We start from the raw sequence: 24,841 nt of genomic DNA, 5'->3' as shown, positions 1-24,841 counted from the left end.
CCCTGCTCGCGAGCGCGCCATGCCTTCTCATCGGCTGGACCCGGCGAATCCGTTGTGACCCTCCCCTTGCGCTAGTGCGGGCAGCTCGCCCCGCTGCACGGCAGCGGGCACAGCCCGCACTTCGGCCCCGCCGGAGAGCCGTTCAGGAGCTTGAAGCGGGCGGTGTCGGCGGCGTTGATGTTGTTCACGCCGTTCGTGTTCTGGCCGAGGTCGAGGTCGAACACCGCGCAGGCTCCCAGGTGCGACGAGCCACACGTCAACGTGCGGCGATCGTGGCCCGCCGACTGCTTGTACTGGGCCGTGTCGGCCGCGTTCACGTTCCCGCCCTGACTCGTGCCCGGGAAGTCCGCGTCGCACACGTTTCCGAACCCGTCCATGTCGTCGTCGCGCTGGCCGCCGGTGAGCGTGGCCCAAGGATTCTGAGTCAGGAACGTGCCGGGCACTCTCGGATTCGCAACCGCCAGGCAGTTGTCGCAGGCGTCACCCACACCATCGCCGTCGCCGTCGGCCTGATTGGAGTTGCCCACCAGAGGGCAGTTGTCCGAGCCATCGGTGACTCCGTCGGCGTCCATGTCTCCGCCGTCCCGCATGTCGGCCTCTGTCGGCGAGTTGCCCGGGAGCGAGAACCAGGGGCTGCCCGGGAAGAACGGGTTGTTCGGCGTGCGCAGGCGCGCTCGCCAGCGGCAGGGAGCCGCGACGGGACAGATCACTTGGGCGCCGACGTTCAGGCCCGAGAGCCCGGAGAGATAGTTCGCGGTGGAGACCAGGCCGGTGCCGTCGAAGGCCACGTTGAGGCGCTTCACCTCGAACTCGGCGTGCGCGAGCGCTCGGCCTGCGGGGTTCCGGAAGGTGCCTCCGGCGAAGAATGCGCTTCCCTCGAGCTCTGGCTGGGTCGCGCCCAGGAGCGCGATCGACTGGCTGCCGCTGGCTCGGCGTTGGAGCTCACGCCGGTGGGGCGCCGGTCCCCCGCCACCGAAGTGCACGAAGACCCCGCCGGTGTCTGCGTTGGTGGGGCTGTCGGCACCACCACCGCCGACGATCACGTCCGAGAATCCGTCGCCGTTGATGTCGAGGTCGAGGAAGACGTCGCGGCCGTAGTCGGAGTTGTCGCCCGGAGTGTCCACCAGATCGAGCACCGCCGTGGTCGACAGTCCGCCCGGCCCGCCGAGATACACGTGCGCGGCGCCGTCGGCGAAGGTTCCCGTGGTGTTCCACTGCGCGCCCACGACCAGGTCGCCGTAGCCGTCGCCGTTGACGTCGCCGCCGCCCCCGACCGCCGAGCCGAATCGGTCGTAGCCCGCCGGGCCCTCGATCGTGGTGGCCGGCGTCACGTGGATGCCCTCGTCGAAGCCCGTGAAGATGCGCACCACCCCCTGGTAGCCGCCGAGCGGCCCGGCCCACTCCGGCTCGCCCAGCGCCACGTCGGAGAATCCGTCGCCGTTCACGTCGCCCGCCGACGCCACGCTGACTCCGAAGTCACTCCCCGGCGCCAGCCCCATGAGGGTCACGGAAGCGGTTCCCGGCAATCCGCCAGGCTGCCCGAACCCCCCGGACTGTCCGAAGAACACCAGGCCCGCCAGCTCGCCGGCGGGGCCCACGTTGAGCGCTGCGACGATCACGTCCGAGAAGCCGTCGCCGTTGAGGTCGCCCGCAGAGGCGAGCTTGATCCCCGCGTGCTCGCCAGCGACCGTCCCGCCGTAGACCCACGCGGGCGTCGGGTTGACACCGATCGGTGTCGGCGCGCCGAAGAACAGGTAGACCTTGCCCGCCTGACTCGTGGGGCCGTTGTTCGCGTAGGGCGCGCTCACCAGGAAGTCGGCGTAGCCGTCGCCGTTCACGTCGCCCGCTCCGGCGACGGACCAGCCGAGCTGCGAGCCGGCGCCGTCGGGACCCTCGAAGGTGAAGCTCGGCGTGCCCGAGAGCCCGGTCGCCGAGCCGAGAAAGACCTGCACGCGCCCCACGTCGGCCACCGTCGTGCCCGTGGTGTGGTCGAACGTGGGCGCGCCCACGACCACGTCGTCGTAGCCGTCGCCGTTCAGGTCGTGCGCACCGGAGACACTCCAGCCCTGCTCCGCGCCGGCCTGCCCGCCGAGCCAGCCTGCCAGGACGGTCGACGTGGGCGCGCTGCAGGTGGTGGCGCAGGCCGCGCCGTACACCACGCGGAAGCGGCCCTCCTGACTGTTGTAGTTGTACTCGCCGACCACGTAGTCACTGAAGCCGTCGCCGTTCACGTCGCCGGCGGCGCCGAGCCCGTCGCTGTAGCCGGTGTTCGGCTCGCCGAAGGTCGCGTAGCCGAGCGCGGCCGACGTCGGGTAGCCGCCTCCGTTGTAGACCTGCACGGTCGTATTGCTGGCGGTGCCCGCGGCCATGGCAACCACGTCCGAGTAGCCGTCTCCGTTCAGATCGCCTCCGGTGGCCGCCCAGTAGACGGCGGCGCCCGGCGTCACCGTCCGTGTCTCGCTCGCCGTGGTGCTGGGCCCCGGCCCGCTCCGGCCGAAGTAGACCAGCATCTGGTTGGTGGCGTAGTTGCCGATCACGATGTCTGCGAGACCGTCCCCGTTGACGTCTCCTGCGGTCGCGACCGGGTCGGGGTCGAGCTGGTCGTGCGGCGACACCGTGAGATTGACCGCCCAGATCTGGGAGAGCCCGGTGCCGGTCGCCGAGCCCGCCAGCACCCGGTACTTCCCGGCGCCCTGCGCGACGAGATCCGCGTAGCCATCGCCGTTGGTGTCTCCGGCGCCGTCGAGCGCTCGGCCCAGGAACATGCTGGCTTGGTCCCCGGGCTGGAGGCGGTCGGCGTTCGAGGTGGTGCCCGACGGCCGCGTCTGGAACGCGCTCTGGCCCAGGTACACCAGCACGGCTCCCGATTGGGTGAGAGTCCCGGAGTAGCCGGGGTCTCCGACCGCGAGGTCGTCGAATCCATCGCCATTCACGTCGACCGTGGCCGCGAGCCCCTGGCCGAACAGGGCCGGACCCACGGCGCTCCACGAAGCGCTCGACTCACCGCCTCCCGAGAGCGAGGCGAAGGTCGCACTTCCCAGATACACGTAGACCGCGCCCGTGCCCGTGAGCTCTTGGAGCGGGCTTCCCACCACCAGATCAGCGATGCCGTCGCCGTTCAGATCGCCGCCCGAGATGGTGAATCCGAAGCTCGTCAGCGAGCCGAAGAGCGTGCAATCCGCGGTGGTCGTCGAAGCGGCGGCGAAGTTCGCCCTTCCGAACCAGACATAGACCACGCCAGTGGCGACGTGACCCGCGTGGATCGTCGTCTGCACCACCACCAGATCGTCGATGTGGTCGCCGTTCAGGTCGCCGACCGAGGTGGCGCGCGTGCCCAGGGCGGCCTGCCAATCGGGAGTCGTGTGCACCCCGGTGGCCGAGCCGAAGAAGACGGAGGTTTGGCCTCCGGACGCGACCACGAGGTCGCTGTAGCCGTCGCCGTTCAGATCACCCGCGGTGGAGACCTGTCCCACCTCGGCCGGGGGCGTTCCGGGAAAGCTCGCGCTGGGCGAGGTCGCCAGCCCGGCGCGCGCCTCGGCGGCGAACAGGAAGCCGAGCGACCAGAGACAAGCTGCAGCCCGAAGCCATGGTGCACTCACGACCGGGGTTCCTCCGAATGGATTCGGAGAGACATCCTAGGAGCGCACTCCCGACGGACGCCATGAGTAGTTGTGCCGCCGGCGCGACGATGAGATGCGTCTCACTCGGCCCTAGAGCGCCGCCTTGACCCCCTGCCCGATCCCGAGGTCGGCCATCATGGGCGTGAACTTCGAGCGCGGGATGCGCTCGGCGAAGCCCGCGCGCTCGAGCCGGTGGAAATACTCGGTGATCTGCTTGGCCTGCATGTTGCCGACCACTTTGATGCCCTCCTGGATCTGCTCGGGCTTGGTGCCCTTGCCGGCCAGGACGATCATGCACTCGGTGAGTGCGGCGTCGAACTGATTGATCGTGACGTTCTCGCCCTCGTCGAGCGCGCGGTGCAGCTGCTCCTTCTGCTCGGGCGCGTGGTCCATGATCCATTTCAGGTGCTGCATGCCGTAGCTCACGTGCCGGGCCTCGTCCTGCATCACCAGCTGGAAGATGCGCTTGTCGACCGGCGTGGGCGAGATGAACTCACTGAAGCGGAACATCGTGAGCACGTTGCCCTCGGCCAGCAGGTGCATGAAGGCCGAGGCCTCGCTGTAAGTGTCTCCGTCGAGGATCGCCTTCAGTGAGTGCTCGGTCTGGGGCAGCGCCTCCATCAGCCCGATGCCGCCGGCCAGCGCGCGCTTGCGGAACACCTCGGCGTGGCGCGCCTCGTCCATGGCCTGCGTGGCGATGAAGTGCTTCACCTCGCTGAACTGGTTGTTCATGCGCCACAGCCACTTCGCGGGCAGGTCGGTCGCGATCAGCTCGACTTCCGTGAAGAACGTGCACAGCTGCGCGAAGGCGATCTCGATCTCCTCGCTGCGCGGGTACTGGTCGAGGTCCTTCCAGGGCACGTCAGTGGTGGCGTCCCACTGGCGCGACATCGCCTCTTCGGTGAACGAGGCGACTTTGTAGGCCCACACGTCGGTCTTGCGGTTCAGCTCCGGCTCGAGGTCGGCCTGGTTCTCGGGCACGAAGGCCGCGCCGCGGGGTGCTGCGCCGCGCGGGCCGCGCGGCAGCTCGGGCAGGTCGTCGTAGCCGTAGCTGCCGTGGTTCAAGTCCATGTAGGTGAGACCGCGCTTCTTGTTCTCAGTGGCGAACTTGCGCGACTCGGTGCCGGCCTTCAGCCAGCCCAGGTCGAGGTTGCCCTTCTTGATGTCGCGCATACGCAGCGCGAGGTCGTCGTTGTAGCGATAGTCCGCGGAGCCGTAGTAACTCATGGTGAGTCTCCCTGGAGCATGCGGAGGAACGGAGTGAGCGCGCTGACTTCGCGCCGGTCGCCCAGACCCGCGGCGTCGCAGCGGCGGAAATACTCGGACGCCGTGCGGCGGTAGAACGCGGCCGCGGGCTCGAAGCCGCCCGACACGATCACCAGCGGCTCGATCAGCTCGGGCGCGCCCAGCGCCCCCACCAGCGCGTTCTCGCACAGGTCGAGGTGGTCGGCGAGCGCCTCGGCCTGGAGCGGCCGCGCGTGCAGGTGACTGCGCACGTGGTCGACGCCGTAGCTCACGAAGCGCGTGGCGTCCTGGGCGAGCTGCCCGCCCAGGTAGGCGTCGGCGGCGTTGCTGGCGTGCGCCGCCCAGTGTCTGCCGATGGCCTGCACCCAGGAGAACAAGAGCAGGTTCATGCTCACCGACGCCTCGGGATAGGTGTCGGACAGGAAGATCGACTTGAGCAGCTCGCCCAGCGGCCGGCTGTCGACGCCCAGCGACCCGCCGCCGTACAGCGCGCGCTTGCGGAACGCTTCGGCGATCCGCCCCGCGTCGAACATCTGCGCGCACAGGAGATACTTGATCTCGTGGAACTCCTGGTTCATGCGCCATTCCCAGGAGGCCGCGACGTCGCACGACACGAGCCCGATCGAGATCAGGCCGGTGGCGATCTGGCACAGCGCCAGCTCGTGGCGCTGGTCGTGCGCCGGTGTGTCGAGCGCGCTCCACGGCACGTCGCGCGCCGGCGCCCAGCGCCGCGACTTCGACTCTTCGAACAGGCTGGCCGCGACGTCCGCCCACACGTCGCTCTTGCGGTTCACGCGGTAGCCCAGCGACGGCAGGCCCGGCGGCATGAGCGAGCCGCGCGGCGCCATCGAGAAGTTGTGGCGAATCACTTCGGGCAGCTTGTCCGGCCCGTAGCCGCCCTGGTTGATGTCGTCCAGAGTGAGTCCGCGGCTGGGCTGGCTGGGCCGGAAGGCGGCGGGCTCGCCCACGCGCTTCATCCAGTCGAGCTCGAGCTGGCCCGAAATGGTGCGCAGGATCTTGGCCACGATCTCCGGGTCGGCCGCGTAGTCCTTGGGCGCGATGTAGGCCATACCTATGCTCCCGCGGGCACCCGACCCGCGGTCGGGAAGGTCACCTCCAAGTTCCGCGCCTGGTCGAAGAACTCCTGCAGGCTGGCCTGGAAGCGGTAGAACTTGTCGTTGCCCTCGGCGTCGTTCGACTCGAGCTTCATGCGGTCGCCCACGTGCGAGAGCGTATTCAGCGTGTGCGCCGGGTCGGCCCCGCCGTTCGCGATGATCGACGCCACCATCTCGCGCCACAGCTCGGGCGGCGCCTCGAGCACGAAGTCGAGGTCGCGCGAGTCACTCGCGCGGCTCACGCCCGTGCACTCGTAGACCTCGAAGGCGACCGCGAACAGCTCGTTGCCGATGCGCACGCCGAACGTCGTGTCGCAGTAGCCGAGCTTCTCGAACCGGGCCTTGTCGTCGAGCGTGCGCTGCTTTAGCGCCTGGAAGAACTCGAGTGACGGAAAGCGCACTGCCATGCGAAGTCTCCGGATCCCCCCGCACTGCGGAGCATAACGCAGCGGCTCAGGAGATTCTGCGCGTGGCTCGGCGCCCGGGCTTGAGCTCGTCGATCGCGCGCTGCGTGCGCGCGCACCAGGGCGGGCTGCGCAACGCAGTGTGCATGTCGTGCGCACGTTGGAAGTGCTCGAGCGCCGCACCGGTGCGGCCGCGCGCCGCAGCCAGCCAGCCCAGCGCCTGGGAAACGGAGCCGTAGTACTGAGAGGCGTTTCCCGACACCGCGCCGAGCGCGGCGTAAGGCGCGAGCTCGAGCTCGAGCGCTGCGGCGGCGATCGGCGCGCTCGCACGGAAGGTGACTTCGGCGCACACACACAGCGCAGGCAGCCGGCTCCAGTCGTAGGGCATCGCGGGGATGGCCTCGACGACCCTTCCGAGGCCGGCGAGCGCGGGCTCGATCTGGCCCGCCTGCGCATGCCCGAGCGCGCGCAGCGCCGTCACGAGCCACACGCGCGGGAAGCGCACGGCCAGGGCCTCGAGCGCCGGCAGCAGGAGGGCGGATCGGTCCTGCTCGAACGCGATCCAGAAGCGCTGACCCGCAGTGATCGCCAGGAAACCCAGGCTGCCGGAGCTGCGCGCGTACGCGTCGATGCGCTCGATCCGGGCCAGCGCGTCCGGCCAGCGCCCGTCGAGCATCGCGATCAGCGCCTCGAGCGAAGAGAGGACCGCGTCGCCGTAGCTCGAGGGGTGGTCCTGCACGAAGCTCCGGCACGCCTCGAGCGTGGCTTCGGCGCCGGCGCGCTCGCCCAGCTGCAGGTGCGCGCCGAACACCGCGGGCAGACACCGGAGCTCGAGCTCGAGGTCCTGGCAGCGCGACGCGAAGCGGCGGGTCTCCTCGACGCGAGCGAGCCACGCGCGTGGCTCGCGCGGGGCGAAGGTCGCGAAGTTCACGTCGTACAGGACCCGCGACAGAGTGAGTGGATCGCCGAGCCGGCGCGCGCGCTGCTCGGCCTCGCGCACCAGGGCCTGGGACTCGTCCGCGTGCTCGGGACCCGCCACGGCCAGCTCGGCCCCGAGCCGGCTGGCGACCCGCGCGTCGAGTGACTCGTCGTTCGCTGGAGCCTGCCGCGCCGCGCGCAGCCAGTTCAGCAGCGGCTCCTGCGCCTCGAGCGGGAACGGGCGGCCCGCGTAGGCGAGCGCGGAGCGCGCCAGCAAGTGCGAGTCACCCTCCAGCCGAGCGAGGCGCGCCGCGCGCTCCGAGTAGACGCGCGCCTCGGGCAGGCCCCGGGTCGCGATCAGGAGCTCGCTCTCCGAGAGCAACAGCTCCCCGATCTCGCGCGCGGGCGCGCCGGCGTGCTCGGCCAGGTCGATGGCCTGACGGTTCCAGTGGCGCGCATCGGCGAGCGCGTAGCGCCGCCGGGCCTCGTCCGCTGCCGCGCGCGCCCAGCGCAGCGCGCGCGCCGGCCCGGCGAGCGCGCGCGCGGCCACGAAGTGCCGCGCCAGCAGGAACGGATCGCTGACTCCGCGCCGTTCGAGCGCCTCTGCGATGCGCAGGTGCTGCTCGGCCAGGGCGCGCGCGTCGGAGCCCAGCTCCGCGTACAGCCCCTCGGCGAACAGCGGGTGACTGAAGCGGCGCCACTTGCGCGCCGCGGGCTCGAGCAGCCCTGCCGCGGTCGCCTCCTCGAGTGAGTGCGTCACCGTCCGCACCGCGATGCCCTCGGCCTCGGCCACGACCGCGGGATCGAACTCGAAGCCCACGGCGCTGGCCGCCGAGAGGACTGACCGGGTCTTCTCGCCCAGCGCCGCGCAGCGCCGCGCCACGAACTCCCGCAGGCCCAGCGACACGGTGCGCTCCAGCTCTGCGGGATCCCCGGCGTGCGCGTGGTCGCGCACGAAACGCGCCAGCTCGAGCGCGAACAACGGGTTCCCCTCGCTGCGCGCGCACAGCAGCTCACGCGCGTCGTCGCTCACGTCTGGCAGCTCGCGCGCCAGCAAGGTCCGGATCTCGTCCCGCTCGAGCCCCGGGACCGCCAGTGTCTGGGTCGCGCTGTCGGCCGCGAGCTCGGCCAGCTCGCGCAGCTTGCCTTCGCCGGTCAGTCCGCCGGCCGCGCGCACCGTCCCCACGATCCACACCCGCGCCCGGCGCAGCGCCGTGGCCACGAAGCGCAGCAGGATCGCCGTGTCGGCGTCGGCGGCGTGGAGATCGTCGAGCGCGACCAAGAGCGGCCGCTGCTCGCTTGCGCGGATCAACGCGCGAGTCACCTCTCGGAAGCGCTGGAAGCGCACGCCGTCTTCCGACACGAAGGAGTCACTCGAGCCGTCCGGCCGCAGCAGCTTCTCGAGGCCCAGGTCCGCACATGCCTCGAGCCAGGGCTGGAACGCCTCGCCCTCCGCGCCCGCGCGGCCCGCACCCGAGAGCACGCGGAAATCGCGCGCCTCCGCGCGCGCCTCGAGCTCGGCGAGCAGACGCGTCTTGCCGATGCCCGCGGGACCGTGGAGCAGCGTGACCGATCCGCGGCCCGAGAGCACCGCTTCCAGCGTCCGGTCGAGCGCCGAGAAGAGTGCGGCGCGACCCACGAACGCACGCGCGCCCGCCAGGTCCGCTTCGGTGGGTGCCGCAAAGCGCAGCCCCCGGCCCCGCAGTGTCTGGATCTGCGCCTGCCGGGCGCCGTCGTCGCCGATCGCCCGGCGCGCCTCTTTCAGCACCCGCCGGAGCGAGGCATCGGTCACCTGAACGTCCGGCCAGAGTCTTCGCCGGACCGCCGCCTCGGAGACGACCCGGCCCCGCTGCTCCACCAGGAGCAGCAGCAGGTCCAGGACGAGCGCCTGCACGGCCACGGGCCGGCCGCCCCGGCGCAGCTCCCGGGCCTCTCCATCCAGCTCGCAGTCGGCCCACGCGTACCGCATTCACGACCCACCGCCGTCACCCGGAGATCACGCGGAGATCACGCGGCGCCCTGCGGCCAGACGTGACACTGGCTCACCAGGGTGACTGGCCAGGCCATTGTGCCAGAGCGGTGCAAGGAGGCGAAGTTCGTGGAACTGGAGCAGGCCCGGGGCCTCTCGGACCGTGAGCTCGAAGTGGCGATCCTCCTGTCTCGCGGCCGGAGCGGCAAGGAGATCGCCTTCGCGACCGCGCTCTCTCCCAGCGCGGTCTCACGCGCCAGCCACGCCGCCGCGCGCAAGCTCGGGCTCGGCTCCCGGGTCGAGCTGGCGAGCGCCTTCGCCGGACTGACGGCCCCCGAGGACGCGCCCGCGCCAGCCCGGCATACACCCGATGACTTGCTCTCCCCGACCGAGCGCCAGGTGGCCGAGCTCGCGACCCGCGGCCGCACCGACGCCGAGATCGCCGCCGCCCGCCGCACCAGCCGCCGCACGGTCGCGAACCAGCTCCAGCACGTCTACCGCAAGCTCGGCGTGCACTCCCGCACCGAGCTCGCCTCGCGCCTGTCGGCCTGATCCCCGGCTCCAACGAAACGGGGTGACTGGCTCGCGCCAGTCACCCCGCCCGTTTCGGGCTGCACTTACTGACAGCTTCCCGTCGCACCCGCCTGGCAAGCGAGCGGGCAGGTCGGGCACTTCGGCCCGGCCGGGTGGTTCACCAGCAGCTTGAAGCGCTGCGTGTCGGCGGCGTTGATGTTGTTCACGCCGTCGGTGTTCTGGCCCAGGTTCAGGTCGAAGATCGCGCACCGCTCATTGTGACTGGTGCCGCACACGATCGTCGTGCGATCGGAGTTGACCGAGGCCTTGTACTGGTTGGTGTCTGCCGCGTTGACGTTCCCGCCCTGGCTGGTGCCGGGGAAGTCCGCGTCGCACACGTTCCCGTAGCCGTCGTGGTCGTCGTCGCGCTGGTCGCCGGTGACCGTGGCCCACGGGTTGTTGGTGAGGAACATCGAGGTCCCGCCCGGGACGCGCGGGTTGGGGACGTTCACGCAGTTGTCGCAGGCGTCGCCCACACCGTCGCCGTCGGAGTCGGCCTGGTCGTCGTTCGCGGTGAACGGGCAGTTGTCGCAGACGTTGCCGAACTGGTCGCCGTCGTTGTTCGCATTCGTCGGGTCGACGACCGCGGGACACAGGTCCGCGAGATCGGCGACGCCGTCGCCGTCGATGTCCGAGAACGGGTGCGTGTCCCACTCCGTCGGAGCGTTGCCGGGGACCGAGATCCACGGCGTGCGCGCGAAGAGCGGGCTGCGCGATACGAGCCGGGTGCGCCAGCGGCAGGTGGGAGCGAACTGCTCACAGCTCGCGGCGAAGCTCGTGGTGGTGCCGGCCGTGCCGGTGTCGATCGAAGGAGTGAGGGTCGTGCCCTGGCCGTTGAACGCGCCGACGCTGAACTTGGTCTCGGTCTCGGCGCGGACGGTCAGGCGGCCGGCGGGGCTGCGCGCGAGGCTGCGCGCGGAAAAGACCTGGCTCGTCGCCAGGAGAGCCAGCGGCTGTGACAGGTTGGGCGTGGCCATGCGTGGAATGCGCGGTTCTCCAGGGCCGCCGCCGCCGAGATAAAGGGCCACCGCGCCCGCGGTCGGGACGCTGTTGTGTGACGACGTGAACGCACTGGCCAGCACGTCTGCGAAGCCATCGCCGTTCAGGTCGAGGTTGTCATAGACGTCGCGGCCGAAGTCACCGCGGCCCGCGACCGGACTGTCCAGAGTTGCGGCTTCCGGAGTCACGACGCCCGTCGTCTTGTGGCCCAGGAACACGTGGACGCGGCCCTGGAACGAGGCGAACCACTGCTCGCCGACAACGATGTCGCTGATGCCGTCACCGTCCACGTCGCCGCCGCCGCCCACTCCGCTGCCGAAGCGGCTGTTGGGGTCGGGGCCGAGCAGCGTGGCCTGCGGGGTCGTGTTCGGGCTCGTGCCGCCGTAGAAGACGCGCGCGCGGCCCTGGTTCACGCCGAGCGGACCCGAGAACTCGGGCTCGCCCATGATCACGTCGGAGTAGGAGTCACCGTTCACGTCGCCCGCCGACGCCACGTTGATGTCGTTGTCGTCGCCGGTGCCGGTGCCGACCAGCGTCTCCCACGGGGTCGAGGCGAGGCCGTTCTTCTGGCCGAGATACACATAGGCCACCGGCTCGCCGTTGGGTCCGCCGTTGGGCGCGCCGATGATCACGTCGGAGTGACCGTCGCCGTTCACGTCGCCGGCGCTCGCGGCGTGGATGCCGAAGTGCTGGTTGGCGACCGTGCCCGAGAGGATCGAGACCGGGCCTCTCACGCTGCCGCTGTTCGTCCCGAGATACAGGTAGACGACCCCCGCGCCCGCCCCGCCGGTGCCCGACCCGAAGGGCGCGCTGACCAGCAGGTCCGCCAGACCATCGCCGTTCACGTCGCCCGCCGGGGCGACCACCCAGCCGAAGTTCTCGCCGCCGGCCGAGAGGAGGCCGTCGTCGGTCAGGGTGCGCGCCAGAGTCAGGGCCCCGGTGCTGCTGCCGAGATAGACCTGGACCTGGCCGGCGTCGGTCAGGGTCCGCCGCAGGATGGTGTCGTCCCAGAGCGGCGCGCCGACCGCGACGTCGCCGAAGCCGTCGCCGTTCACGTCTCCGATGCCCGCCACGCTGTAGCCCTGCTGAGCGCCGGCCTGGTTGAGCTCCGCCGTGCTCGGGATGATCGGAGTGAGTGGCAGCGTACAGTTCGGCGCGCAGGCGCTGCCGAGGAAGACCATGAAGCGGCCTTCGCCGGTCTCGCCGTCGCTGAACGAGGGCTCGCCGACGATGAAGTCACTGAAGCCGTCGCCGTTGATGTCACCTGCGGGACCGACGCCGAGCCCGAAGGCCGTGCTCGCCTGGCCGCCGGACTCGTCGTCGCCGAAGACCACGGGGAACGGCGTGGTCGTGGTCGGGTTGCCGCCGCCGGAGAACACGAGCAGCGAGGTCAGGTCCTGCGTGGCCCGGGTCGCGAAGCCGACCAAGTCGGCGAAGCCGTCGCCGTTCACGTCGCCTGCCGTCGCGGCGTCGACGCCGAAGGTCATGAAGCTGGTCCCTGCGTTGAGTGTCAGGTCGGGACCCGAAGGCAGAGGCGCGGTGCCCTTGCGGCCGAAGTGGACATCGACCCCACCCGGGGTGGAGCCGCTCGTTGCGCCGAAGCGCGCGATCACGAAGTCGGCGAGCCCGTCACCGTTCAAGTCACCCGCTGCGTTCGCAGAGCCGAAGCCGGGCGAGAAGGTTCCGGTCCAGATCTGCCCCAGCCCGGGCGCGACTCCGCTGCCGCCCGCCAGCAGGTCGGCTTTGCTGGCGCCGGGCTCGGTGACCAGGACGTCAGCGAAGCCATCGCCGTTCACGTCGCCCGCGATCTGCACGCGGGAGCCGAACCCGTGACCGGCGAGATTGCTCTCGATGAAGCGGTTGGCGTTGATGTAGTTGCCGTTGGTCGGGACCGTCCCCGTGGTGCCGCCCGGCATCTGGGAGAAATCGACGGCACCGAGATACAGGGCGAGCGCGCCTTCCTGGTTCTGGCCGTTGGAGTACTCGGGCGCGCCGATCACCAGGTCCGGGTAGCCATCGCCGTTCACGTCGGCCGTCGCCGAGACCGAGCTGCCGAAGGCTCCTCCGTTCGCGACGCCGATGCCGCCGATCCCCCGCGCGGTCCAATTGGTGGTGTCGGGAGCCAGAGACACGTGCAGGTTGCCCGGGTTCGTGTCGCCGCTCCACACGAACACCTCGCCCGTATCACTGCCGCTGGTCAACACATGCGGTGCACCGACGATCACGTCGTCGAGGCCGTCCTGGTTCAGGTCGCCGGAAGTCACCGCCGCGCCGAACTGGGCGGTTGCGGTGGTGTCTCCCTCCGCCGTCCAGTTGGCGTTCGACGTCGTTCCGGCCGGTCGCGTCGTGAACGGCACGTTGCCCGTCCAGATGAACACGCGGCCCACGTGGGCCAGCCCGTCGTCCACGCCGGTGTAGTGGAAGCCGGGGTCACCCACCATCACGTCGCCCAGGCCGTCGCCGTCGACGTCGCCGAAGCTCACCGATGTGCCGAAGGTCTCGTTGGCCGGTTGGTCGCTGGTGGCGGTCCACACGGGCGTGGTCGAGATGCCGTTCGCAGTACCGAGGTACAGGCGGACAGTGCCGCCGTGACCGTCGCCGGGCGAGCCGACGAGCAAGTCGGAGAAGCCGTCTCCGTTCACGTCACCGGCCGTGGTGACGGACGGCGTGCCGCCGGAAGGCAGATCGATCTGAGTGGGCGTCGTCGCCAGGCTGGCGACGGCGCGCGAGCCGAGCGCGAGACACAGTACCGCGCTGCTGGCGAGTGACTGGAGCCGACCGATCGACGAGTTCTGCATGATGGTCTCCCATTTGAAGATGACTGCAGGCTACGTCGCCTGACTCGCTGGCTCCATGAGTAGTTCTCGCATGAGTAGTTCTTGCATGTGTCTGAGTCACTCGTGAGCGGCCTCTCACCTTGGTGCCGAGGTGTGAAGCGCTTCACTGTGAAGCACTCCGCAGTCGCGCCTGGCGGCGCGGCATACAGTCGGGCCGAGATCGACCAGAGGGAGAGCGCGATGACGGACTGGATCTCGGTGGTCGAAGCGGCGTACCGGCTGGATCTCGATGTGACCGGCTGGACGGGACAGGTGCTCGAGGCGTGCGCGCCCGTCCTGGACACCGGCGCCCCGCTGGTCGCCTGTCACTTCCGGCGCGCCGGCTCGAGCTTCGAGATCGAGCAGCTCGTGACTCGGCCGCAGATCCCGGTCGAGGGCACGGTGCGCGGGATCCTGGGCTCCGAGGGCGCGCGCCTCGCGGGCGAGCTGGTGTTCCGGCGTGGCGCCGACTTCGCGGCCCTGTCGGAGCAGATTCCCGACCGGGCGGACTGCATCGAGGGCGCCTTCCGGCGGCTCACGCGCGGGCGCTTCGCAGACGGCCGCGGCGGCATCGCCCACTCGGGCGACGGCCGTGCGATGGCGATCGGCAGCGGGCTGCGCGAGCGCGCCGCGTCGGACCCGACCACGCGCGAGCGCTGGGCGCAGGTGGCCGGCCACCTGGGCGCGGGCCTGCGCCTGCTTCACGCGCTCTCTCCGGCCGAGTCCGAAGAGGCGGTGCTCGATGCGTCGGGGCGGGTGTGTCACGCGCGGGGGGCGGCCCGCTCGCCTTGTGCGCGCGACGCGCTGCGCCAGGCGGCGCAGCGCATCGACCGGGCGCGCACGCGCGCCGGCCGCAGTGACACGGACGGCGCGCTGGCGAGCTGGGAGACCCTGGTGGGCGGCCGCTGGTCGCTCCTCGACCGCTTCGAAGCCGACGGCCGGCGCTACCTCGTCGCGCGGCGCAACGACCCGGACGTGCCCAACCCGCGCGGTCTCTCGCGCTGCGAGGCGCAGGTGGCGGAGTTCCTGGCCACGGGTCACAGCGAGAAACAGATCGCCTACGCGCTGGGTATCTCGGCCAGCGCGGTGTCACGCCGCCTGCAGTCCGCGCTGCGCAAGCTCGGCCTGCGCTCGCGCGCCGAGCTCTCGGCGCTGTTCGCCGCGTTCGACGGCGGCCTCGAGGCGCGCGAGTGGCGGCTCGGCGGCCACGAGCTCCGCGTCGCTTCCTGTGCGCTCCCCTCCCCCCAGGCGCTCGGCGCGCTGTCACGCGCCGAGCGCGAGGTCGCAGGGCTCGTGAGTCACGGCTACAGCGACGCGCAGATCGCGGTCGAGCGCGGCGCCAGTGCGCGCACCGTGGAGAACCAGCTGCACGGGATCTACCGCAAGCTCGGCATCCACTCGCGCACGGAGCTGGCCGCGCGGCTCTCGGCCTGACGACGCCCCGCTAACAGCCTCCGTTCGCGCCCGGCGTGCACGCCAGCGGGCAGGTCGGGCACTTCGGACCCGCGGGTGAGCCGACCAGCAGCTTGTAGCGCGCTGTATCGGCAGCGTTGATGTTGTTCACGTTGTCGGTGTTCTGGCCCAGGTTCAAGTCGAAGATCGCGCACGGGGTCGTGTGATTGGTGCCGCACGTGTCCGTGGTCCGGTTCTGGTTGATCGAGGCCTTGAACTGCGCCGTGTCTGCGGCGTTCACGTTTCCGCCCTGGCTGGTGCCGGGGAAGTCGGCGTCGCACACGTTGCCGAAGCCGTCGTGATCGTCGTCGCGCTGCCCGCCCGTGAGCGTGGCCCACGGGTTCGCGGCCAGGAAGGTGGGCACGTCGGGCGAGACGCGCGGGTTGACGGCGTTCACGCACGAGTCACAGACGTCGCCGACACCGTCGCCGTCGGCGTCGGCCTGTGAGTCGTTCGCGATCGTCGGGCAGTTGTCGCACAGGTCGCCGAACAGGTCGCCGTCCTGGTTGGCCTGCGCCGGATCGGCCAGGGCCGGGCACAGATCGGCGAGCTCGGGCACACCGTCGTGATCGGAGTCGACGAAGGCGCGCACGCAGGTCTCGGTGGGCGTGGCGCCTGGCGGCGAGAACCACGGACTGTCCGGGAAGAGCGGCTGACCGCGTGCGTGGAGACGGATCCGGACATGGCAGCCCTGCGACACGGCGCAGCTGCCCGTGAGTGTGGTCGGTGTGCCGCCGAGGGCGCTCTTCACGAAGCCGGGCGCGACGCTCGTGCCCGTGCCGTCGAAGGGCTGGGCGGTCGGCTTCACCTCGATCTCGCCGCGCAGGTACGCGCGGCCTGCGGCGCTGCGCAGCAGGCCGGCGACCTGGAAGCTCGGCGCCTCGCCGGCGCGAACGGTGTGCCAGATCGGCAGCGGAATCCCGGTGAGTGTCTGGTCACGCGGCAAGAGCGGTGCGCCGCCGCCGAGCGAGCCCCCGAACGATCCGAGCACCGCGCCCACGTTGGAGAAGGTAATCAGGCCGATGCGCTGGTCGCGCGCGTAGCAGCCCATGAGCGCGTCGGCAAAGCCGTCGCCGTTCACGTCGAGGTTCAGCGCCACGTCGCGGCCGCAGTTCGAGTCGTCGCCGGACACGGAGGGAAGCTCGACGCCGCTCGAGGGCGAGATACCGCCCGGACCGCCCAGGAAGAGGTGCGCGCCGCCCGCGGCGAACACGCCCGAGGTCAGCCACTGCTCGCCGACGAGCAGGTCGCCGTAGCCATCGCCATCCGCGTCGCCGCCGCCACTGACTGCGCTGCCGAAGCGCGAGTTGTTGATCGTTCCCGTAAGGACGGTCGCAGCGGTCGTGCTCACGCCCCCGAAGCCGCCCAGGAACACACTCACCCGGCCCTGGTAGCTGCCGAGCGGCCCCGGCGCCTCGGCCTCGCCCAGCGCGACGTCGGAGTAACCGTCGCCGTTCACGTCGCCGGCCGAGCTCAGGCTGATGCCGTAATCGTCGCCGGCTGCGACCCCGAGCAAGGTCGCGGCAGGGCTCGCGCCCAGACCGGTCTTTCGCCCCTGATACACGTAGGCACCGACCTCGCCGCTGGGACCGATGAGAAGCCCGCCGACCAGGACGTCGGCGTAGCCGTCGCGGTTCACGTCGCCCGCGCTGGCCAGCCGGATCCCGAGGTGCTGCTGGTCGACCACGCCGGCCTGGGTCCACACCGGCGTCGGGTTGACACCGGTCGGTGTCGCAGCACCGAGGAACAGGTAGACCTTCCCCGCCTCGAACACGCCGTCCACCGGCTCGTAGGGCGCAGCGACCAGGAAGTCCGCGAGCCCGTCGCCGTTCACGTCGCCGGCATTGGCGACCATCCAGCCGAGCTGGTCGCTGGGCTCCGGCCCCTCGAAGGTGAAGCTCGGGGTCGCCGCGAGGCCGCTCGCGCTGCCGAGATACACCTGGACCCGGCCGGAGTCGGCTCCGGCTGCGCCGTCCCACAGCGGGGCGCCGACGACCACGTCGGAGTAGCCGTCGCCGTTCAGGTCTCCGCCGCCGGCGACGCTCCAGCCCTGGCTCGCGCCGGCCTGGTTGCTCTCCCACAAGTCGGCGGGCGAGCTCGGTATGCTCGGCCCGCAGCTCGGGCCGCACGCGCCGCCGTACACCGGCTCGAAGCGGCCCTCGTCGGTCTGCCCGTCGTCGTAGTTGGGCTGGCCGACCACGAAGTCGGAGAAGCCGTCGCCGTTGATGTCACCGGCGGCCGACAGGCCCAGGGCGAAGCCGGCGTTCGCCTGCGGGGGCTTGGACGAGAGCCTCGCGAAGCCGGTGACAGGGAACACGTAGCCGCCGCCGTGGTACACGGAGACCGTCGTGTTGGAAGCGGGCCAGGCGAGGTCGGCGAAGCCGTCGCCGTTCACGTCGCCGAGGCCGGAGACGAAGTGAGCGTAGAAGGCCGGGAACGGGCCCAAGCTCGCGCCTCCGACGGCGCGTGACTCGTCCGCCGTCGTGGCCGGGCTGGCCGCGCGTCTTCCGAAGTAGAGGCTCGCGGTCGAGGCCGTGGCCACGAGCACGTCGCCGAGTCCGTCGCCGTTCACGTCGCCCGCGCTCACGAGGGTATGGCCGAGGCCGACCGCACCGCTGCTCACGGTCCAGATCATGGGCAGCGCACCCGAGCCCGCGCCGGCGAAGATGCGCACGGTGCCGCTCAGGCCGGCCGTGATGATGTCCGCGTAGCCGTCGCCGTTCACGTCGCCTGCGGTCGAGACGGAGCCTCCCATCGACTCGTTCGGATCGCTGCCAGAGAGAAGCTGGTCGGGAACTTGCGAGCGACCTGCGAACGTCGCGCTGCCGAGAAACAGGCTGACGCCCCCCTGCTGGCTCGCTCCCGCGCCAATCACGCCGATCGCGAGATCGTCGAAGCCATCCCCGTTGACGTCGCCGGCGCTCGAGATCGCGATCGGCACGTTCTGGCCCATCACGGGGTCGAAGAAGCTGGCGTTCGCCGGGGTGCCGTCCGGGCTCGCTGCGAAGTTGTGCTGCCCGAGCCACACGTAGACTCCCATCTTGTTCGCGTCGTCGAGGCTGTCGCCGACCACGAGATCGGCGCAGCCGTCGTTGTTCAGATCGCCGCCGGTCGCGAGGCTCGAGCCGAAGAACTGGCCGTTCGCCGAGGTCGCCTGCCAGTCCGCCGTTGCCGGTGAGCCGGTCGGACGCGAGGCGATGTTCGACCCTCCGAGATACACGTAGACCGCGCCCGCAACTCCGCTGGTCCCGCTGGGTGCGCCGACCACGAGGTCATCGAAGCCGTCTCCGTCGAGATCGCCGGCAGCGGAGACCACGTCGCCGAAGGCGATGCCGGGGGGCGCGTCGATCTGCCAGTCGGGCGACGTGTGAGTGCCGGTCGCCGAGCCGAGAAACACCTGCACGTTCCAGCGGTGACCCACGACCAGGTCGCTGTAGCCGTCGCCGTTCAGGTCGCCCGCGCTGCTCACCGTGTACACGTCAGCGGCCGAGGCCGCGGTGGTCTCGCTCGCGGTGGTGGCGAGCGGGTCGACGGTGATGGGGTAGACGGCGCGGCGATCGTCGACGACGAGCGTGAGACTCTGATCCGACCGCACGAGCCGGGTCGGGAGATCCCGGCCGCGCGCATCCCAGGCCGCGAGATTCCCGAGCTGCACCCGGTCGGGGCAGGCGCTCCGGAGGGCCGTCGCCACGGAGAGCGCGAGCTCGAGCGGCGCGTCAGGGCCCGCGATCGCGCGCTCTAGCGTGAAGCCCTGCTCGATGCCCTGCGTCCGGTTCAGATACCACTCGGTGACTCCGCTCGCTCCGTAGCGGATCTCGGCACGGTCACCCGCTGCGTGCAGCTCCCCTGGGCCGGGAGACATGGCGTGCCCGCCCCGCCGCAGCGCCTCGAGCCGCAGCGCGAGCGAGGACTCGGCCGGGCTCGCGGCGCAAGTCGTGAGGACCACACCCTCGTTCGAGACTCGGGCCTGGAGCGCGCCGCTCTCCATGAGAGCCGGCTCATGAGAACTGACTGCCGCGCAGCCGGCGAGTGACAGCGCGACAACTGCCAACGACCGCTGGGTGACTCTCGAGGTCATGCCCGATCATGAGCCGGCCACCGATCGGCGCGCATCGGCCAAATGGACCATGCGCGGGGTAGGATGGGGCAGATGCTCGCGCCGATCCCCCACGACCATCTGGTGCTGGAGCTCTATCGACTGACCCAGGTCGTGCCGCCTCCGGAGTTCTGCGACGGCGCGCTCTGTCTCATGAAAGCCGCGTTGCCCTTCGACTCCGCGCTCTGGGCGAGCTTCGCCCCCACGCCCGCGGGGCCGCAAGGACAGTGGAGCCACTTGCACGAGATCCCCGCTGCGATGCTCGAGGAGTACGAGCGCGTGAAGCAGCACGACGTGGTGAACCAGAAGCTGATCTCGGGGCCGGGCCACACCGCGAACGTGGACCTCGAGCAGGCCGCGAGCGTGGCGCACCCCGACATCGTGGCGCACGCGCGCCGCTGGCGAATGGAGCACACGCTGGCCACGGCCCTGCTCGAGCCGGCCCTGGGCCTGTTCAGCCTCCTGTCACTCTACCGGGCGCATCGGAGCCGGCCCTTCAGCGAGGCCGAGCGCCAGCTGAAAGAGGTGCTCATGCCGCACCTGGTCGCCGCGTGGCACATGAACGCGATCCACTTTCTCGCAGCGCCTCCGGGGCCGGGCAGGTCACTGCCGCGCGCGAGGGCGCGCATCGATCGCTTCGGTCACATCTACAATGCCGAGCCCGGGCTGGCGGCGCTCTTGCGACGCGAGTACCAGCACTGGCAGGGCCCCTCGCTGCCGAAAGCCCTGCTGACTGCGCTGGCCGGCTCCGGCGAGCACAACGGCGAGCAGCTCGTGACCTCGCTCGTGCGCGCGCTGGAGGACGGCACTTTCGTGGTGTGCGTGCGGCCGCGGGCCCGGGCCGACGGCCTGTCGCAGCGCGAGCTCGAGGTCGCTCGCGCGTTCGCGTCGGGGCTGAGTCACAAGGAGATCGCCGAGTCCCTGGGCACCTCGCCGGCGACGGTTCGCAGTCAGATCCGCGCCGCCTACGAGAAGCTGGGCATCTCGAGCAAGGTCGAGCTGCTGCGCCAGGTCGACGAGCTCGGCTGAGGCGCGGTCACTCGAGACCGTCCGCGCAGACCTCCGAGCTCTGGGGAGCGAGCGAGAACTCGACGTGCCCCAGCGCGACGGGCGCGGCGTCATCTCCACCCAGCACGTCGAGCCAGGCCGTGCAGGCGCCCAGCTGGGAGCTCTTCGGGGCACGCACGGAGTCCACGAACACCGCCCAGCCGCCCGCGGGCAGTTCGAGATCGTCGCGCTCGATGCGCTCCCAGACGATCTTCGTCCCGTCCGCGCAGCGCGCGCCCCAAGCTCCGCTCCGCACGCGCGTCGGCCGGGCGGAGTGACTCTCGACCAGGACGCGCACGCTCGCTGCGCCGGGAGCGCAGCCGGCTTCGACCACCGCGCGCAGCGTGACGTCTGCAGCAGCGACCCGCGCCGGCGGCAACTCCTGCACACGGGGTCCGATGACCAGGGTGGAGTGCCCGGTCTGCACCGTGGGCGGCTTCAACGGCGCTCCCACATCGGAGAGCACGCTCAGAGCCAGCTCGCACGGCAACTTCCCGCGCGCTTCGAGCAGCGTCACCGCGCGGTGACTCCAGCTCCGCGCGGCGATCCTCCCGCCGACCGCCACCCGTCCGCAGCCAGTCTCTTTTTTCTCCGTGTGGAACTCGAAGAACACCGCATGGTCGGTCTGATTCCAGACCAGGAGGTTCAGCTCGGGCACGTCCTGGAGCCAGCGGACCCGCCACTCCCAGCGAATCAGTGACTCGGCGCCGCCGGGCGGAGGCTCGGCGCGAACGAGCCCGGCGAGCCCGACCCAGGCCGCGATCAGCCAGATCCGACTCACCCTTCGAACGAGCCGTGCCTGCCCGCACCCTTTGCGAAGCGGGTGGCGCCCGCGAGCGTCTCGCCGGAGCGGATCACCTCGACGCCGAGCTCGGTCTCCAGCCGCAGCGCCTGGTCGAGCGGCAGCTCCCACTGGCGGTAGGCCGACATCCGGTCGCTGCGCATGCAGCGCTGTGGGAAGTCTGCGAGCTGGCGCGCGAGCGCCTTGGCCTCGTCGAGCGCGCGGCCTTTCGGCACCACGCGGTTGGCGAGACCCATCGCGCGCGCCTCGTCGCCGGAGACGCCGCGGCCGGTCAGGATCAGGTCGAGCGCGTGTGACTGGCCGATCAGCCGGGTGAGTCGGATCGTGCCGCCGTCGATCAGCGGCACGCCCCAGCGCCGGCAGTAGACGCCGAACACCGCGTCCTCGGCCGCCACGCGCAGGTCGCACCACAGCGCGAGCTCGAGCCCGCCCGCGACCGCGAAGCCCTCGACGGCCGCGATCACCGGCTTCGAGAGCAGCATGCGCGAGGGGCCCATCGGGCCGTCGCCGTCGAGCCGCACGGCGTTGCCGCGGCCCTCGCTGACTCCCTTCAGGTCCGCGCCGGCGCAGAAAAAGCCGCCGCGTCCGGTCAGGATCGCGACGGCGAGTGACTCGTCGGCCTCGAAGCGCCGGAACGCGGCCGCCAGCTCCGCCGCGGTGGGGCCGTCGACGCAGTTGCGCACGGCGGGCCGGTCGATCGACACGATCGCGGTCGGGCCTTCGGTCTCGTAGACGACGGTGCTCATGTCTTCTTCTCCTCTTGCTTGCGCGAGCCGTAGTCGCCGAACGGATCGTCGCGGTCGCGCACGGCCTGGCGGAAGCCGACCTCGCGCGCGCGAGTCACGAAGTCGAGCCCCTCCTGGGTGTGCCGGGCGATGCCGTCGAACAGCGTGCCCAGCGTGCGGCTCGACGCCAGGCCCATGTTCTCGGCGGTCTGGTTGCACAAGAGCTTCAGCATGACCAGCTGCGTGGTCGGCACCTGCGCCATGCGCCGGGCGAGCGCCAGAGAGTGACTCGCGAGCTCGGCGTCGGGCACGGCCTCGAGGATCAGACCGATCTCCGCGGCCTTGCGCGCCGGGATCTCGTCGCCGGTCAGCATGTAGCGCTTCGCGCGCTCGAGCCCCATGCGATACACCCACATCGCGGTCGTGGGCGTGCCCCAGACACGCGAGGGCGGATAGCCGAACTTCGCGCCCTCGCCCGCCACGATCAGGTCCGCGCACAACACCAGGTCGGTGCCGCCGCCCACGCACCAGCCCTGCACGGCGGCGATCGTGGGTTTCGCGGCGTACCAGAGCTTCATGTAAGTCGCCACGAAGCGGCCCATCATGCGCAGATCCGCCACGGAATCCCAGACACGTGGACGGCGCCTGTCTGGCGCCTTTCCGTCCGACTGTCCGGAGCGCCGGTCTGGCGCCTTTCCGTCCGACTGCCCGGAGCGCCGGTCTGGCGCCCTTCCTTCTCCGTCCGACTCCGATGCCTGGGCCGCGGTCGACCAGTCGAGGCCGTAGCCGGCGCAGAACGCCGGCCCTTCGGCACGCAGCAGGATCACGTGCGCCTCGGGCGCGGCGTCGCCCGCGTCGATCGCCGCCGCCAGCTCGTCGCGCAGCTCGGGCGTGATGGTGTTGTATTCGGCGGCGCGCGTGAGCGTGATGGCGAAGACGCCGTCGTCGAGGTCGGTGCGCAGTGTCTTTCCGATCATGGCGGACTCCCGTCGCGCGGGGCGAAGATGGGCTCGAAGAGCGGCTCCACGAGACCCACGCCCGCCCGCGACAGGTGGTCGTCGTCCCAGTACAGCGCCGCGCCGTCGCGCACGACGTCGCACAGCCGCTCGCCGCATAGTCTCTCATGCGGCAGCACGACGTGTACGCCGGGTGACTCGCGCAGCCGCGCCAGGATCGCCAGCACCTCGTGCTGGCGCGCTTCGAACTCGGTGAGCGCGGGCGCCGGGTCCACGCTCCGGCCCAGCATGCGCGCGCGCGCCAGCACGAGCGGCACCTCGAGCCCGACCTCGGGCACGGGCCCGATCACCCAGACGCGGTGGCCGCTCTTGGCCAGAAAGGCCGCGGTGTGCTCGAGCATGCCTCCCAGGAGCTCGGCGCGGTCCTGAGTGGCGTTCGCGCCGATCATCTCGAGCGGCGCGCGCACGCGCTCCTGGCCGAAACCGCGGCCCTCGAAGTACAGCGCCCAGCGCCCGGCCATGATCACGTCGGCGAGCCCCGGGTCCGCGCGCAGCGCCTCGAGCACGCGGTCGTTGGCCGTGGCGCAGGTGTTGGCGCGCACGACCTTGCGGTCCAGCACGAACGGCGGACAGCCGCCGCCGGCGGCGAGGTGACCGCGGCGCCCGGCCTTGCGCGCGAGTGAGTCGATCGCCTCGGCGAACATGCAGGCGTGCGAGTCGCCCCAGACCACGAAGCTGGCGTCGGGCGCAGCCGGGTCGCCGAGCTCGCGCGCCCACAGCTCGGGGCCGTGCGTGCTGCGGTGGAAGTTGCACCACGCGAGCAGCCCGTCGCGCTCGTCCTTGGTGGCGACCAGCGCGCGCACCGTCTCGTCCACGCGCCCGGGCAGACCGTGAGTCGCGGCGAGCGCGAGGGCGGCCGCGGCGGTCGCCAGCGACACGCCGAGCGCGCCGCGGAAGAGTGACTGACGCCCGATCCGGCTGCGCGCGCCGCGGAACGGCCGCTCCACGAAGCGCCACGAGGCCGCGGCGACCGCGACCGAGACGGCGAGCACCACGCACGCCTCCGGCGGCGTGAGCGCGCGCGCCGGCACGTACGAGGCGTAGACCAGGAGCGGCCAGTGCCAGAGATACAGCGAGTACGAGATCAGCCCCACGAACACCGCCGGCCCGGTCGAGAGCAGTCGCCCCACCATGCTCTCGCCGGCGCCGCCCGCCCACAGGATCGCCGTCGCCCCCAGACACGGCGCCAGCGCACTGACTCCCGGGAACTTCGTGTCGTCGCTGTAGCTCGCCACCGCGTACGCGATCGCCAGGAGTCCCGCGGCCGCCAGCGCCTCGCGCGCCGCCCGAGCGCGCAGCGGAGCGAGCGCGCCCAGCGCGAGCAGGCTGCCCAGCCCGAGCTCCCAGGCGCGCGTGGGCGCCAGGAAGAAGTCGGCGTCGCGGAAGTTGTTCGTGCCCACCACGCACACCGCGAACGAGACCAGCACCGTGATCAGCGTGGCCGCGATGTAGCGCCCACCGAGCCGCCGGCGCGCGAACAAGAGCAGCCCCGGAAACACGATGTAGAACTGCTCCTCGACCGCGAGTGACCAGGTGTGGAGCAGCGGCTTGGACCACGACGGCGCGGCGAAGTAACCCGCCTCGGCCAGGAAGTGGAAGTTCGCGGCGAACAGCACGGTCGCGAGCGTGCTCTTCGCCAACGCCACCAGGTCGTCGGGCAGGAGCAGCACGCAGCCGGCCGCGAGCACGGCGAGCAGCACCGCGAACAGCGCCGGGAAGATGCGCCGCACGCGCCGCTCGTAGAACGCCAGCACCGAGAACGCGCCGCGCTCGATCTCGGCCAAAAGGATCTGCGTGATCAGATAGCCCGAGATCACGAAGAACACGTCGACGCCCACGAAGCCGCCGCCGAAGCCGGGCAGCCGCGCGTGGTAGAACGCGACGGAGAGCACCGCCACCGCGCGCAGGCCGTCGATGTCGCGGCGGTAGCCCAGTGAGTGGCCCGCGGCCGCCGCGTTCGAGCTCCCCGACATCGCGGGGGAATCTACTGCGCGATATCCTGCTCGCCCGTGGGGGAACCGCGCGCACGCCGCCGCCGCCCGAC

At 71.2% G+C, this 24,841-nt stretch carries 14 protein-coding genes; 3 read left to right on the top strand and 11 right to left on the bottom strand.

Annotated elements, in window-relative coordinates:
* Positions 1–71: 71 nt before the first annotated feature.
* The 5 genes from VMR86_13005 to VMR86_12985 form a co-directional block, all read right to left on the bottom strand.
* Positions 72–3,599 (bottom strand): FG-GAP-like repeat-containing protein, encoded by a 3,528-nt coding sequence (locus tag VMR86_13005; protein ID HTO07963.1) that lies wholly within the window; start codon positions 3,597–3,599, stop codon positions 72–74.
* Positions 3,600–3,710: 111 nt separating this feature from the next.
* Positions 3,711–4,847 carry a ferritin-like domain-containing protein gene (locus VMR86_13000; GenBank protein ID HTO07962.1) on the bottom strand — a complete coding sequence of 379 codons (1,137 nt, stop codon included), beginning with the start codon at positions 4,845–4,847 and terminating at the stop codon, positions 3,711–3,713.
* A complete protein-coding gene (locus VMR86_12995) occupies positions 4,844–5,935 on the bottom strand; it encodes a hypothetical protein (protein ID HTO07961.1) in 1,092 nt (363 codons plus the stop codon). The genes VMR86_13000 and VMR86_12995 overlap by 4 nt, the downstream gene beginning before the upstream one ends.
* Before the next feature lie 2 nt (positions 5,936–5,937).
* On the bottom strand, positions 5,938–6,387 hold the full coding sequence (locus tag VMR86_12990; protein HTO07960.1) for a hypothetical protein: 450 nt from the start codon (positions 6,385–6,387) through the stop codon (positions 5,938–5,940).
* Positions 6,388–6,433: 46 nt separating this feature from the next.
* Positions 6,434–9,271 carry an AAA family ATPase gene (locus tag VMR86_12985; GenBank protein ID HTO07959.1) on the bottom strand — a complete coding sequence of 946 codons (2,838 nt, stop codon included), beginning with the start codon at positions 9,269–9,271 and terminating at the stop codon, positions 6,434–6,436.
* Positions 9,272–9,400: 129 nt separating this feature from the next.
* Here VMR86_12985 and VMR86_12980 point away from each other — a divergent pair, with 129 nt between their 5' ends.
* On the top strand, positions 9,401–9,823 hold the full coding sequence (locus tag VMR86_12980; protein ID HTO07958.1) for a helix-turn-helix transcriptional regulator: 423 nt from the start codon (positions 9,401–9,403) through the stop codon (positions 9,821–9,823).
* Positions 9,824–9,888: 65 nt separating this feature from the next.
* Here the strand turns inward: VMR86_12980 and VMR86_12975 are convergent, their stop codons facing one another.
* Positions 9,889–13,641, bottom strand: coding sequence for an FG-GAP-like repeat-containing protein (locus tag VMR86_12975; protein ID HTO07957.1), 3,753 nt, complete (start codon positions 13,639–13,641; stop codon positions 9,889–9,891).
* 219 nt (positions 13,642–13,860) lie between these two features.
* Between VMR86_12975 and VMR86_12970 the strand changes: the two genes are divergently transcribed.
* Positions 13,861–15,093 carry a helix-turn-helix transcriptional regulator gene (locus VMR86_12970; GenBank protein HTO07956.1) on the top strand — a complete coding sequence of 411 codons (1,233 nt, stop codon included), beginning with the start codon at positions 13,861–13,863 and terminating at the stop codon, positions 15,091–15,093.
* 10 nt (positions 15,094–15,103) lie between these two features.
* Here VMR86_12970 and VMR86_12965 read toward each other — a convergent pair whose 3' ends face one another.
* Positions 15,104–19,099: an FG-GAP-like repeat-containing protein gene (locus VMR86_12965; protein ID HTO07955.1), complete on the bottom strand. Its 3,996-nt coding sequence runs from the start codon at positions 19,097–19,099 to the stop codon at positions 15,104–15,106.
* A gap of 162 nt (positions 19,100–19,261) precedes the next feature.
* Here VMR86_12965 and VMR86_12960 point away from each other — a divergent pair, with 162 nt between their 5' ends.
* Positions 19,262–20,236, top strand: coding sequence for a LuxR C-terminal-related transcriptional regulator (locus tag VMR86_12960; GenBank protein ID HTO07954.1), 975 nt, complete (start codon positions 19,262–19,264; stop codon positions 20,234–20,236).
* Positions 20,237–20,243: 7 nt separating this feature from the next.
* On the opposite strand, the gene VMR86_12955 is transcribed toward VMR86_12960, so the two are convergent.
* Genes VMR86_12955 through VMR86_12940 form a run of 4 tightly spaced genes read right to left on the bottom strand, consistent with a single transcriptional unit; the run spans position 20,244 to position 24,770 of the window.
* The gene (locus tag VMR86_12955) at positions 20,244–21,035 is read right to left on the bottom strand and encodes a hypothetical protein (GenBank protein HTO07953.1); all 792 of its coding nucleotides are present in this window, start codon (positions 21,033–21,035) and stop codon (positions 20,244–20,246) included.
* Positions 21,032–21,802, bottom strand: coding sequence for a crotonase/enoyl-CoA hydratase family protein (locus tag VMR86_12950; GenBank protein ID HTO07952.1), 771 nt, complete (start codon positions 21,800–21,802; stop codon positions 21,032–21,034). Before VMR86_12950 ends, VMR86_12955 begins: the two co-directional genes overlap by 4 nt.
* Positions 21,799–22,758, bottom strand: a complete 960-nt coding sequence (locus VMR86_12945; GenBank protein ID HTO07951.1) for a crotonase/enoyl-CoA hydratase family protein — start codon at positions 22,756–22,758, stop codon at positions 21,799–21,801. Before VMR86_12945 ends, VMR86_12950 begins: the two co-directional genes overlap by 4 nt.
* On the bottom strand, positions 22,755–24,770 hold the full coding sequence (locus VMR86_12940; protein HTO07950.1) for an acyltransferase family protein: 2,016 nt from the start codon (positions 24,768–24,770) through the stop codon (positions 22,755–22,757). Before VMR86_12940 ends, VMR86_12945 begins: the two co-directional genes overlap by 4 nt.
* Between the last annotated feature and the right edge of the window lie 71 nt (positions 24,771–24,841).

Source organism: Myxococcota bacterium (assembly GCA_035498015.1).
Classification (GTDB): domain Bacteria; phylum Myxococcota_A; class UBA9160; order SZUA-336; family SZUA-336; genus VGRW01.
Note: the sequence above shows the minus strand (reverse complement) of the source record. Positions and strands in the feature narration are given on the sequence as shown.